11 protein-coding genes and 1 pseudogene are annotated in these 12,439 nt (G+C 72.4%); 6 read left to right on the top strand and 6 right to left on the bottom strand.

The genetic code is table 11. From position 1 onward, the window contains the following. Positions 1-50: 50 nt before the first annotated feature. Entirely contained in the window at positions 51-1,121 is a 1,071-nt protein-coding gene (locus NOSIN_RS10090; protein WP_077690483.1) for a DNRLRE domain-containing protein, read from the top strand. Beyond that, positions 1,105-1,710: pseudogene (locus NOSIN_RS28175) on the top strand (hypothetical protein); the annotation flags it as partial. The gene NOSIN_RS10090 and the pseudogene NOSIN_RS28175, both read left to right, overlap by 17 nt. 81 nt (positions 1,711-1,791) lie before the next feature. On the opposite strand, the gene NOSIN_RS10080 reads toward NOSIN_RS28175, so the two are convergent. The 5 genes from NOSIN_RS10080 to NOSIN_RS10060 all read right to left on the bottom strand — a co-directional run bounded on the left by NOSIN_RS10080 (position 1,792) and on the right by NOSIN_RS10060 (position 6,378). Next, entirely contained in the window at positions 1,792-4,107 is a 2,316-nt protein-coding gene (locus NOSIN_RS10080) for an ABC transporter permease (protein WP_077690481.1), read from the bottom strand. Next, entirely contained in the window at positions 4,104-4,820 is a 717-nt protein-coding gene (locus NOSIN_RS10075; protein ID WP_077690480.1) for an ABC transporter ATP-binding protein, read from the bottom strand. Before NOSIN_RS10075 ends, NOSIN_RS10080 begins: the two co-directional genes overlap by 4 nt. After that, positions 4,817-5,338, bottom strand: a complete 522-nt coding sequence (locus tag NOSIN_RS10070; protein ID WP_077690479.1) for a PadR family transcriptional regulator — start codon at positions 5,336-5,338, stop codon at positions 4,817-4,819. Before NOSIN_RS10070 ends, NOSIN_RS10075 begins: the two co-directional genes overlap by 4 nt. Positions 5,339-5,488: 150 nt before the next feature. Beyond that, complete coding sequence (locus NOSIN_RS10065) at positions 5,489-5,710, bottom strand: hypothetical protein (protein ID WP_206057588.1); 222 nt, start codon at positions 5,708-5,710, stop codon at positions 5,489-5,491. Positions 5,711-5,907: 197 nt separating this feature from the next. Next, positions 5,908-6,378: a MarR family winged helix-turn-helix transcriptional regulator gene (locus NOSIN_RS10060; RefSeq protein ID WP_077693524.1), complete on the bottom strand. Its 471-nt coding sequence runs from the start codon at positions 6,376-6,378 to the stop codon at positions 5,908-5,910. Positions 6,379-6,594: 216 nt separating this feature from the next. On the opposite strand from NOSIN_RS10060, the gene NOSIN_RS10055 reads away from it, so the two are divergent. The 4 genes from NOSIN_RS10055 (at position 6,595) to NOSIN_RS10040 (ending at position 11,929) form a co-directional block, all read left to right on the top strand. Further along, positions 6,595-8,409 (top strand): flavin-containing monooxygenase, encoded by a 1,815-nt coding sequence (locus NOSIN_RS10055; RefSeq protein ID WP_077690478.1) that lies wholly within the window; start codon positions 6,595-6,597, stop codon positions 8,407-8,409. 99 nt (positions 8,410-8,508) lie between these two features. Continuing rightward, a complete protein-coding gene (locus NOSIN_RS10050) occupies positions 8,509-9,540 on the top strand; it encodes an SMP-30/gluconolactonase/LRE family protein (RefSeq protein WP_077690477.1) in 1,032 nt (343 codons plus the stop codon). A 533-nt stretch (positions 9,541-10,073) separates the two neighbouring features. Next, complete coding sequence (locus NOSIN_RS10045; RefSeq protein ID WP_077690476.1) at positions 10,074-11,030, top strand: threonine ammonia-lyase; 957 nt, start codon at positions 10,074-10,076, stop codon at positions 11,028-11,030. A 119-nt stretch (positions 11,031-11,149) separates the two neighbouring features. Continuing rightward, entirely contained in the window at positions 11,150-11,929 is a 780-nt protein-coding gene (locus tag NOSIN_RS10040) for an SDR family oxidoreductase (RefSeq protein WP_077690475.1), read from the top strand. 37 nt (positions 11,930-11,966) lie between these two features. Here the strand turns inward: NOSIN_RS10040 and NOSIN_RS27715 are convergent, their stop codons facing one another. Next, positions 11,967-12,269 (bottom strand): histidine kinase, encoded by a 303-nt coding sequence (locus tag NOSIN_RS27715; RefSeq protein WP_236743339.1) that lies wholly within the window; start codon positions 12,267-12,269, stop codon positions 11,967-11,969. Positions 12,270-12,439 lie beyond the last annotated feature (170 nt).

Below are 12,439 nucleotides of genomic sequence, written 5' to 3'. Positions count from 1 at the left end.
CTCCCGCTCCCGTGCGTTCCGGCGGTGGCCGGGCCGAGGCCGGGAGCTCCTTGTGGACCTACGTGGACCGCGCCTTTCCCGACCGCTCCTACGGCGGCGCCGATACCGCCAGCGTGGGCACGGGGCGCCTCGCGTGGGACCGTGTCTACACCCGCAGGGCCCTGTTCCGGTTCCCTGTCGCGCTCGGCCCCGGCACCGCCGTGGACTCCGCCGTACTGCGCACCGAGGTGGTGTGGTCCTACGACTGCGAGGGCGACTCCTTCGTGCAGCTGCACCGGGTCGACCCCTTCGACGGCGAGGCCACCTGGAACGACCAGCCGGCCGCTCGCGCCCTGCTCGACACCCGAAGGATCAGGGGCGGTCGGGCCGCCTGCCCCGTGAGCGGCGGTGTGGAGTTCGACGTGACCCAGGCCTACCAGTGGGCCGTGGACAACGGAGAACGCCACATCCACCTGCGGCTCGGGGAACGCGACGAGTCCGGAAGCACGGCCTGGCGCCGTTTCGACGTCGGGGGCGACCCGCCGGTGCTGGTGGTCGACCACGGCACACGGCGGACTCCGGGCACGGCCTCTGATCCGGGCGGCTCCCGGGGTGGTGCCGCGGACGCCGGGCCACCCGGTGAGCGCGCCGCCGTCCCCGGCGAGGAGTCCCCCGGCCCCGCACCGACCCGGTCCGCGGAAGGACCCGCCCTTTCCGGCGGCACCGTCCCCGGACCCGGGGGAACCGACGACGTCCGTGTCCGGGGCCTTGTTTCCGGCGGCCGGCTCCGGACCGGGGGTGAGCGCGTCCTTTCCCGGCGGGGGGAGCGGACCGGCCGCCCGACCGCTCCGGGCGGCCGTCGGCGACAGGGCGGGGACACGGTTCCCAGAGCCCGGGGACCCCCGAGCACCACACCAGTCGGAGACCGCACCTCGGTTCACCGGCCGCGGGGAACCGGTCGACAGGCGACGGACCCCTCTCTCCCGATGCGGCATCCGGGCGGGCGGAGGAACGCGTCGGCGGTGGCCCGAGGGGATCGGGCGGTCCGCTCCCGGAGCGCCACGGCGGGCGGCGCACGGACGCGGGCAGGGAACCGTCTCGCCGCCGCACCGGCCACAGGGCAGAGTGGCCGCCTGCGGTGACGGCACGGTTTCGCGCCGACAGGAGAGGTGTTCGTCCCCGACGCCGGACGCACCTACGGCGGAGCCCGGCGGGGGGCTCCGCCACCGGAGGCCGTGGTGGTCCGGAACCGCCTGTGCGCGTGGGCACCGCACAGGAGGACTCCGGGCCGCCACCGGCGTCTGCGCGCGGAGGCCGCGACGAGCACGGGCGCCGGCGGTGCCCATATCGCGAGGTCGCGGCAGCGGCCGACGCGCTCCTGGACACGTTGTCGAAGGAGCGGCGCCGGGCCGTCGTGTACGACTTCGACGACGAGGCCGAGGCGACGGGGTGGTCGAACTTCCCGGTCACCTCCATGGAGCGAGGCGGACCTCGCTCGCCGATCCGGACGAGGAGGCGGCCGGTGCGCCGGCCGACGGGTACGTCCTCGAGTACGACGGGTACGTCCTCGAGTACGACCGGACCCATCTGAGCCGGAGCGGTTCCACCGAGCCCGACGACGTCGGCACCTATGTCCGTCTCGACGGGCCGTCCGCGTGGACCGAGTACCCCGGCCAGCCCGGCGTGGAGGCCGGCCGGGTCCACCAGCACACCGTGTTCCGCGACCGGACGGCCGGCTACGGCGGGGAGCGGGACGGCGCACGGGGCCGCTCGGGGAACGGGGGACGCACCCGGCGGCCGCCGTCGCCGGAGTCACTCGGTACGCAGTCCCTCGGGGCTCGTCATCCGCCACAGGTACGGCAGGCTCGCCAGCGTCACCAGCGCGATCACGCCGAATCCGGCGCCCACGAGTGGGACGAAGCCCCACCAGTCGGTGACCGGGAGGCCGGCGAGCCGCAGCAGGAGGAGGCCGAGACCGACCCCGCCGGCGACGGCGACCACCAGTCCGAGCACCACCGGGATCGCGGTCTGCCACAGCACCGACGCGGCGAGCGTGGACCGGCTGGTCCCGAAGGCGATCAGCACCGAGAGCTGCCGTCTGCGCTCCCGCAGCTGCTCGACCGTGGAGACGACCATGCTCGCACCGATCACCAGCATCGTCAGGACGGCACCGGCCCGGAGCGCCTCGCCGATGTCCGCCAACACGCCGTTGCCGCTCTCCTGTTCCAGGGCGCGCAGTTCGCTCCCGGCGCTGTCGACACCGACATGGTTTCGCACGTGTTCGACGGCGTCCGGATCGCTCCCGTCGAGGGTGGCGAGCACCGTGGACCGGAGGCTCTCCACCTCCTCGACCGGAAAGGCCGACGGGGTGAGGAACAGGCCCTGGTGGGTCTGCCCGGCCAGGACGTCCGTGACCCGGGCCTCGCGCACCCGCGGAACGGTCCAGGGGCGGGGTTCGTCGGTGGGACCGCCCGTGCGGTCGTTGTCGAGGTCCAGCCGGTCCCCCGGACGCACGGCGGAGGCCCCGTCACCCGCGACGAAGGCGTCGCCGTCGGCGCAGGAGGAGAACTTGATCAGCCTGTCCAGGGCGGCGCAGTCGGCGACGACGACCGTCCGCGTCTCCTGTGTCCCGTCGGCGCGGGGCGGAACGTCCACCAGGGGGAGGCGGGCCACGAGGAACGGGAGGGAGGACTCCACACCCCTGGCGCCGTCGATGCCGCGGGCGAACTCCGTGCCCTCGGCGCCGCTCTCCACCGGGGCCGACGCGAGCACCCGCGCCCGGTCCGGGTCCGGGTCGTCGGCGGAGGGGATCTGGTCGTTCATCGCGGAGAAGAGCATCTGGAGCGCGATCGCCCCGGCCACGGCGACGGTGACGCCGCTGACGGTACGGGCCGCGATCCCGCTGTTCAACTGCAGGCGCCGCGTGGCCATCTGCCACGACAGCGGACCACCGCGTAGGCGGCCCACCACGGCCTCGACGACCCACGGCAGCAGCAGGGTGAACCCCGTCAGGGCCACCGACACGCCGACGGCGACGACCCACTCCGTGCCCTCGGAGTTCGTCCCCTGCCCGGGTGCGAACAGGACGGCGCAGCCGACGGCCAGGACCACCACGCGCCACCACAGTCGCCGACCGCGGTCGCCGCCCTCCCGGAAGACGCCCAGCGGGCCGACCTCGACCTTGCGCAGCGCGAAGAGAGTCACCAGGACGGCGCTGGCCGGGACGAGCACCACGACGAGGGCGGCGATCAGCGGCACCGGTGTGACGTCCGCGGGCAGTACGCCCGAGCCCGGGAGCCGCACGTCGTCGGCGAACGTCCGGGCCACCAGGAAGAACCCGGTGCCGAGGAGCAGGCCCAGGACCGCGCCGACGAGGGACTCGCCCGCGGCGATCCTCCGCGTCATCCCCCTGTCGGCGCCCACCAGCCGCAGCGCGGCCAGACGCCGGTCGCGGCTCTCGGCGCCGAAGCGCATCGCGGTGAGGATGAAGGCGGCGATCGGCAGCAGCAGCACCACGATGATGACGACGACGAGCAGTACGAGGACCGCGGTCATGCCATTGGCCGACCGGTCCGCGCCGAAACCGGAGACGGCGTGCTGCGCCGGGTCCTGGGAGAGGGTGTCCGTGCCCAGGTAGAAGTAGAGCTCGTGCGGCCCCCGCAGGCCCTCGTCGCCGATCACGCCGGTGATCGGGGCGCCGTCGAACCGCTCGGCGAGCAGGGCGCCCTCCGGGGAGTCCAGAAGGGCGCGCAGGGCCGGGGAGACGTAGAGCTCGCCCGCCTTCGGCAGCCGGTCGATCCCCGGCGGGCGGACGTCCGCGCGCGGGTTCCCGAGCGGTTCGAGCAGCATGCCCGTGAACATGTCGCCCCGGTACTCGACGATCTCCGGGTCCGCGAGAACCGTGTCCTCGGCGGCCCGCGCCCCCTCCTCCAGATACGCCGGTGCCCGCGCGTCCATCCGCTCCTGGGCCGCGGCGCGCACCGAGGGCGCCGCGGAAGCCAGCAGGAGCACCATCACCCCCAGGCCCACACCCAGTGCCGTGAGCAGGGTCCCCGTCCAGCCGGCACGCCCGCCGCTCAGGGTGAACCTGGCTCCCAAGGCCAGGTCGCGGTACCACCGTCCGATCACGGTGCACCTCCGAACCCGGTGGCGGGAGAGAGGGCCTGGCCGTCGCGGACGACGACCTCGCGGTCCGAGTAGGCCGCGACCCGGACGTCGTGGGTGACCAGGACGACCGCGGCCCCGGTGTCGCGTGCGGCGCCCGTGAGCAGTTCCATGACGCGCTCTCCGTTGAGCGAGTCCAGCGCGCCGGTGGGCTCGTCGGCGAAGACCAGGCGCGGGCCCGCCACCAGCGCCCGCGCGACGGCCACCCGCTGCCTCTGCCCGCCGGACACCTGGCCGGGGCGCTTGTCGTGGACGTCGTCCACTTCCAGGCGGGCCATCCACTCCATGGCGGAGGACTCCGCCCTCCCGCGCCCGGCACCGGTCAGGCGCAGGGACAGCGCGACGTTCTCGACACAGGTCAGCTCCGGGACGAGCTGGCCGAACTGGAAGACGAAGCCGAAGTCGCCGCGCCTGAGCCTGCTGCGCTCGGCGTCGGACAGGGCCGACAGTTCGCGGCCGTCGTAGCGCACCGTTCCGCCGTCGGGTTCGAGGATGCCCGCCAGGCAGTGCAGCAGTGTGGACTTGCCGGATCCGGAGGGTCCCATGACGGCGACGACCTCACCGGAGTCGATGGTGAACTCCGCTCCGTTCAGCGCGGCGGTCGAACCGAAGTACTTGCGAAGCCTGGTGGCGGTGAGCAGGGCTGCCGTGTTCTCGGCCGCCGTGGTGCCGCTCATGCGACCTCCCCGGCGAGCTGGTCGAGGCGGTCGGCGGCCAGCTCCAGCCACCGGATGTCGGCTTCCAGGTGGAACAGGGCGTGGTCGCAGACGAGGCGGTCGGCGAGGTCGCCCTCCGTCTTGCGGCGGGTGAGTTCGCGCATCAGGCGCAGGTGCTCGCTTCGCTGGACGTCCAGCAGTCCGGCGGCGTCACGGCCGGTCAGCAGCGCCAGCACGACCTTGGCGTAGAGGGTGCTCTGCAGGTACGGCTCGGGCCTCTCCGGCGTGGCGAGCCAGCGGCCGACATCGGTGATGCCGGCGTCGGTGATGGCGTAGCGCTTGCGCTCGGGACCGCTTCCCGTCTCCACGCCGTCCACCTCGACGAGGCCGTTCCTCAGCAGGCGCGACATCGTGGAGTAGACCTGGCCGTAGTGCAGCGGGCGGTCGTGTCCGAACCGTTCGTCGAAGAGGCGCTTGAGGTCGTAGCCGTGGCGGGGGCCCGATTCGAGCAGACCGAGCAACGTGTTACCGATAGACATGACGGTGACTATACACAATATGTATACATGGGGTGTATAGAGCGGATGGGGTCCGAGCGCGGTACCGGTCCGCGAGCCGCCCTTGGGCGGGCGGCGTCCACGGGGACGCGTCCACGGGGCAGTCCGACGCCCCGATCCGCGGGATGACCGTCATGCACCGGTCCCACCGGCTTGGCCTGCCGGAAGTCGACGGCGGCGGTGTGGTCCAGCCACCAGCGGGCCCAGGCTGACCGGCAGCATGCGCCGTTCGCCGTACATGTCGCCCAGACGGCCCGCCACAGGGGTGGCCACGGAGCCGGCGAGCAGGGTGGCGGTGATCGCCCAGGCGGCGTTCGCGCTCGAGGTGCCCAACAGCGGAGGGAGGTCGGGCACCAGGGGAATGATCAGGGCCCGCACCGGGGCGGTGAAGCGGTCGACGGGTCGGCTCCGGTCCCACCCGAGCAGGCCCGCCGGGGCTTTTCCGTTCCGAGGGCACGGCACACAACCGGATCGAAGCCGCCAGGCCGTCGGCCCCGGCCGACGGAGGCCGTGTCAGCCCGGGAACCTGGCACGGCTCCCTCGTCCAGGGGTCAGTCCTGTTCGCTCATCCGGGATATCTGCCTGCCCACGGCCCGGAACCCCTGTTCGAGTGCGAGCAGGTCCTCCATGGGCAGGTTCATGAGGATGTCGCTGTGAAACGGTCGGGCCATCATCAGGCGCCGCACGACCGAGGCGCCCCGGGGCGTGGCACGGACGCGGCGGACGCGCTGGTCGTCGGGGTCGGCCGAGCGCTCGGCGACACCGTGGGCCACGAGCCGATCGAGCACGCCGGACATCGACGCCATGGAGACGCCGAACGAGGTCGACAGGCCCCTCCCCGTCGCACCCTCCTCCGTGGTGACCAGGACCATCAGCACCCTGAGCTGCTGGATGGTGAGATCCATCGAAAGCAGCTGCTGGAGGAGGGCGGCCATCACGGTCTCCTCCATGGCCCCGTTCAGGGTCTGGATCTCGTGCACGATGCGTTCGCGTTCACCCTGTTCGACCACCTCTTGCCGCATGCCGCCATGATAGAGCGCCGCTTCGGCCACCCCCGAACACGATTACTTAGCCTGATGCTAACCTTTTTCGTGCACGGTTCGACGACACCACCGTCGCAGCAGGGCGACGGCCGCCCGGATTCCGTTCCACGCTCCCGTGAGCACCACGGTCATCCCCCGCGCGAGCCCGGCGCCGCGTCCGCGTCGTGTGCGACGGCAACGAAGTGAGGACGGCACATGGGCACAGCCTCCGACACGCCCCCAGGCGCCAACGACCACACCGAGATCGATCTCGACGCGCTGCGGGCCAGGTACGCCCGCGAGCGCGACCGCCGCGTCCGCCCGGACGGTGCCACCCAGTACCGCTCGGCCGCGGGCGAGTTCGGCTACTACGCCAAGGATCCCTACACTCCCCGCGCCGAACGCGAGGCGCTGACGGACACCGTGGAGGTGCTCGTGGTCGGCGGCGGGTTCGGCGGCCTGGTGACCGGGGCACGGCTACGGCAGGAGGGCGTGGAGTCCATCCGGATGATGGACGAGGCCGGCGACTTCGGCGGAACCTGGTACTGGAACCGCTACCCGGGCATCCACTGCGACATCGAGTCCTACTCCTACATGCCCCTGCTGGAGGAGGTCGGCTACGTGCCCGAGTGGCGCTACGCCCCCGGCGAGGAGATCCGCCGCCACGCCGTGGCGATCGCCGACACCTTCGGCCTGTACCGCGACGCGGTGTTCCACACACGCGTCACCGGTCTGAGCTGGGACGACCACAACGACGAGTGGGTGGTCGAGACCGACCGGGGCGACCGGATGCGCGCCCGGTTCGTCATCACCTCGTCCGGCACGCTGACCCAGCCCAAGCTGCCCGGCATCCCGGGGATCGAGACCTTCAAGGGCCACACCTTCCACACCAGCCGGTGGGACTACGACTACACCGGCGGCGACGCGGGCGGCGGCCTCACCGGACTCGCCGACAAGAGGGTCGCGGTCGTGGGCACCGGGGCGACCGGTGTCCAGGTCATCCCGCACCTGGGGCGCGACGCCCAGCACCTGTACGTGTTCCAGCGCACGCCCTCCTCGGTGGACGTGCGCGACAACCGCCCCACCGACCCGGAGTGGGCGGCCTCCCTCAAACCGGGCTGGCAGCGCGAGCGCATGGAGAACTTCCTCGCGATCGTCTCCGGCGAACGGGTCGAGACCGACCTGACGAGGGACGGCTGGACCTCCACGGCCCGGCTCCAGCGCAAGATGATCTCCGGGGCGCTGGACACGAGCATGTCCCCGGAGGAGCGCGAGCGGATCGACGAACTCGTCGACGCGCAGAAGATGAACCAGATCCGGGCGCGCGTGGACGAGGTCGTCGAGGACCCGGCTACGGCCGAGGTGCTCAAGCCCTGGTACCGCTACATGTGCAAACGGCCCTGCTTCAGCGACCACTACCTCCAGACCTTCAACCGGCCCAACGTCACCCTGGTCGACACCGCCGACCACGGCGGCATCACGCGCATGACCGAGGACTCGGTCGTCGTCGGCGAGACCGAGTACCCCGTGGACTGCGTGGTCTTCGCCACCGGGTTCGACGTCGGCGTCTCCGGGGTGATGTCCGGAACGATGCCGGTCAGCGGCCGCGGCGGACAGGACCTGCTCGCCTCCTGGAGCCGCGGGCCCCGGACACTGCACGGCTTCTACAGTGACGGGTTCCCCAACTTCTTCCAGTTGGGCGCCGTCCAGAACGCCAACTCGGTCAACTTCGCGCACATCCTGCTGGAGCAGGCCGGGCACATCGCGGCCGTCATCGCCCAGGGCCGCAAGGACGGAGCCCACGTCGTCGAACCCTCGAAGGAGGCGGTCGAGGAGTGGGTGCGGACGGTACGGGAGACCGCGCACGACAACTCCGCCTTCCAGGCGGAGTGCACACCCGGTTACTACAACCGTGAGGGCGCGGGCATCCACGGCGGTTTCTCCTACAGCCCCGGCCCCGTGTCCTTCCACCGGCTGCTGGCGGACTGGCGCGGCGACCGCATGCACGAGGTGCTGGGCACACGTTCCTAGCGCTGCGCCGGTACGGCGCGACCACTCGCGAACGGGGCGCCTCCGCCGTAACCGGCGTTCCCCCGTGGCGCCCCGGCACCCCGGTCCCAGGAGAGCCCCATGCAACCGCCTTTCCACAGGCCACGACGGACCGCGACCACCCGCACACTCACGGCGCTGGCCCTGGTGGGCGCGGTGGCGGGATGCTCCACCACCGCCTCCACGAGCACGGACCAGGCAAAGGACCCGACGGCCGAACTCCTGGTCCAGGTGACCTCCGTCCACGAGGCGACGGGGATGACCCTGCTCGAGGGCCCCACCTTCGACGCCGACGGAGGCCTCGTCGTCGTCGACGTCACCGCTCCTCCCGGAGAACCCAAGGTACTGAGGGTGGACACCGGCTCCCAGGAGGTGGAACCGGTCTTCACCAACGAGACCAGTGCGTACACCTCCGCGCAGTTCAGCCCGTCCGACGGCCGGCTCTACCTGACGGACTTCGTCAGCGGGGAGATCGACAGCATCACGCCGGAAGGGGACGACCACACCACGTTCTTCTCCGGTGACGTCGACGGGACGCCGATGAAACCGGACGATCTGGCCTTCGACGAGGCCGGGAACATGTACGTCAGCGACACGACCGGCCATGCGGGCCCGGCCTGGGAGGCGCGAGGCAGGATCGTCAGGATCGACGGGAAGACGGCGGAGGCCACCGTCCTGGCGGAGAACCTCCCCGCGCCGAACGGCATCTCGTTCAGCGAGGACTTCGCGGGCCTGTGGGTCAGCCAGTACGCCGCGAACCGCGTCGACTACCTCGCGCTCGACGAGCACGGGACCGGGGTGGAGACCTCCCACGCCGCCGTCCACTTCGACGGCGGCACGAGCCAGGTCGACTCCAACGCGGTGGACGCCGCCGGGAACGTCTACCAGGCCGTCCACGGGCAGCCCGCGATCTTCGTGTACAGCTCGACCGGTGAGCACCTCACGACGATCAGCGTCCCGCCCGACGATGCCGAAGGGCTGGACTCGGCCACGAACGTCGCCATCGCGCAGGGGACGACCGACGCCTACATGACGGTCAGCGGGAACGACGGTGGATTCGTCTACACGTTCGACGCACTCGACGAAGGGATCCGCCAGTCCAACGGTGGCTGAGACGGCGACGGCCGTCCCGGCGCCGGGTCCGTCACACCCTCGACCCTCACCGCCGTGCCGGAGGCCCCTTCCGCCCGAAGGAAATGGTGCTTCACGTCTGTGGGAGGCGTTCCCGCCATGTCTGCTGTCGGAGCCACGGGGAGTCCTTCCCCTTTCCGCGCGCGCGTGTCGCCGAGAAGACCTCGGTGGACACCGTGAGGTGTATCGCGCCCACAGCCGCGAGGCCGTGGGAAACCCCGTGGTCCACTTCGATGAGGACGTCAGGCGGTGGAGCTCGACGGCCGACAGCCGTCCCGCGAAGACAGGAGCGCACGGTTCCAGCCCGCAGGCCCGGCGGCGGGGCTCCGAGGTGCGGTACGGACTCCTCCTCTTCCTTCGCGACAAGGCCTGGTTCCTTCGCGACAAGGCCTGGACGAACGCCGCCGAAACCGGACGCCCCGGCGTTCGCCGAGGACGGGACCGAGGTGAAGAGGGCTGGGGCCGCTGCCGTCCCGGCGACGTGTGCCGGGGCCCGGACCGGGCATACACGCCGCATGGAACTGATCACCGCGGACGACGTCCGCGCCGCGGAGACCCGCCTGCAGGGACAGGTCGTGCGCACCCCTCTGACGGCGGGGCCGCCGGACGGGCCGCCCTTCCTCCTCAAGCCCGAGAGCCTCCAGCCCACCGGGGCCTTCAAGCTCCGCGGCGCCACCAACGCCGTCGCCCTGCTCGACGGCGCCCAGCGCGGGACCGGCGTGGTGACCCACTCCTCGGGCAACCACGGCCAGGCCCTCGCCTACGCGGCCGCCCGGCACGGGGTGCCCTGCACCGTCGTCGTCCCCGAGGGCTCTCCCAAGGTCAAGGTCGACCGCATACGCGCCTTCGGCGCCCGCGTCGTCACGGTGCCGCCCGACCAGCGCGAGGCCACCGCCCGCGGACTCCGGGAGAACGAGGGGCTCGCCCTCATCCCGCCCTTCGACGACCCCCGCGTCATCGCGGGCCAAGGCACCGTGGGCCTGGAGATCCTGGAGCAGTCCCCCGAGGTGAGGACCATCGTCGTGCCCGTGGGAGGCGGAGGCCTGGCCTCCGGTGTGGCCACCGCGGCCCGGACCGTCCGCCCCCACCACGTCCGCGTCGTGGGCGTGGAACCCGAGCTGGCCGCCGACGCCGCCGAGAGCCTGCGCACCGGGAGCCTCGTCACCTGGCCGCCCGAGCGCACCGGCCGCACCATGGCCGACGGCGTGCGCGTCTGCCTGTCCGAGCGCACCTTCGCCCACCTCCGGGCCCGCCTGGACGAGATCGTCACCGTGACCGAGGAGGAGATCGCCCACGCCGTCGCCACCCTCGCCCACGGGTCGCGCCTGGTGACCGAACCCAGCGGTGCCCTGGCCGCCGCCGCCGTCCTCACGGGCCGCGTGGCCACGGCCCCCGGCCGCCCGGAGGAGACGGTCGCGATCGTCTCGGGAGGGAACGTGGACCCGGAGGTGTTCGCCCGCCTGGTGGCGTGAGGAGACCGGTTCCCCACCACCCGGCGCGGGCCGGGGAACCACCGGGTCCGGTGCCCGGAAGGGCCGGGCCGCAGAAAACCGGTGGTCCCGTCCGCCGCGGGCACGGAACGATGACGCCCATGACCCCTGGACAGGACTCCCCTCCGGCTCGCCCGCTCGCCCTGGTCACCGGTGTGGGGCGCACCGTCGGCATCGGCTCCGCCGTCGCCCGCCGTCTGGCGGTCTCGGGCTGGGACGTGGCCTTCACTTACTGGACGTCCTACGACGCGCGCATGGAATGGGGCGTCGAACCCGGTGCGGCCGACACCGTGCTCGCCTCCCTGGCCGGGCACGGCGCCCGATCCGTCGCCGTCGAGGCCGACCTGGAGGACCCCGCCGCCCCCGCCCGAGTCCTCGACACCGTCGAGGAGCGCCTGGGCGGTGTGAGCGCACTGGTCATGTGCCACTGCGAGTCGGTCGACTCCGGGCTGCTGGAGACCACCGTGGAGAGCTTCGACCGGCACTTCGCCGTCAACGCCCGTGCCACGTGGCAGCTGGTCCGCGAGTTCGGCCTGCGCTTTCGGGGCGAGCACGGAACCGGGCGGATCATCGCCCTCACCAGCGACCACACCGTCGGCAACCTGCCCTACGGCGCGAGCAAGGGCGCCCTGGACCGTATCGTGCTCGCCGCCGCCCGCGAGCTCGCCCACCTGGGAGTGACCGCCAACACCGTCAACCCGGGTCCCGTCGACACCGGCTGGATGTCGGAGCGGACCAGGGCCGAGTGCGCCGGCCGCACCCCGCTGGGACGCCTGGGCACCCCGGACGACACCGCGGACCTGGTGTACTTCCTCTGTTCGGCGCGGGGCCGGTGGGTCAACGGCCAACTGCTGACGAGCGACGGGGGCATCTCCGCCTGAGGGAGGGAACACGGCACGCCGTCACCGGGCGGGGTCCTCAGGCGCGGGGCGCGCCTCCGTCGGACGCGCCGCCGTCGTGTCCGTTCACGGACGCGACGGAGTCCTGCCAGCGGGTGGAGTCCTGCCAGTGGGCGGATCCCCGCTGGTGGGAGGGGTCCTGCGGGCGCACGGAGCCCCGCCGGTGCCCACCGGTCCGGTCGGCCCGGGTGGTTCGCTCGGCACGGTCCTCGCGGCGGCGCATGACCATGTCCGACAGGGCGGCCAGACCGAAGGCGACCACGACCGCGGAGACGGTCAGCATGGTCCACAGCGCGGTGCTGAAGGAGGTCGGATCGGTCACTGGGTTCTCCGAGGGGCGTAGGGGACATGCCGGCACGACAACCGTAATAGGCGTTAACTTTCGAACCCAGTGTTCGCGCGGGTGAACTGCGCCATACGCGTCGTGTGCACCACGACACGCACGGCGGGCGCACGACGGACGCATACGACAAGGGCCCGCGAAGGTGCCGG

Origin of the sequence: Nocardiopsis sinuspersici (genome assembly GCF_001998325.1) — a bacterium.
GTDB lineage: Bacteria > Actinomycetota > Actinomycetes > Streptosporangiales > Streptosporangiaceae > Nocardiopsis > Nocardiopsis sinuspersici.
Note: the sequence above shows the minus strand (reverse complement) of the source record. Positions and strands in the feature narration are given on the sequence as shown.

Bases quoted from the DNA above. Each gene is read 5' to 3' on its own strand.
- NOSIN_RS10040 (WP_077690475.1), top strand. From the start codon at position 11,150: ATGACCCCTGGACAGGACTCCCCTCCGGCTCGCCCGCTCGCCCTGGTC.
- NOSIN_RS10055 (WP_077690478.1), top strand. From the start codon at position 6,595: ATGGGCACAGCCTCCGACACGCCCCCAGGCGCCAACGACCACACCGAG.
- NOSIN_RS10075 (WP_077690480.1), bottom strand. From the start codon at position 4,820: ATGAGCGGCACCACGGCGGCCGAGAACACGGCAGCCCTGCTCACCGCC.
- NOSIN_RS10050 (WP_077690477.1), top strand. From the start codon at position 8,509: ATGCAACCGCCTTTCCACAGGCCACGACGGACCGCGACCACCCGCACA.
- NOSIN_RS10045 (WP_077690476.1), top strand. From the start codon at position 10,074: ATGGAACTGATCACCGCGGACGACGTCCGCGCCGCGGAGACCCGCCTG.
- NOSIN_RS10060 (WP_077693524.1), bottom strand. From the start codon at position 6,378: ATGCGGCAAGAGGTGGTCGAACAGGGTGAACGCGAACGCATCGTGCAC.
- NOSIN_RS10070 (WP_077690479.1), bottom strand. From the start codon at position 5,338: ATGTCTATCGGTAACACGTTGCTCGGTCTGCTCGAATCGGGCCCCCGC.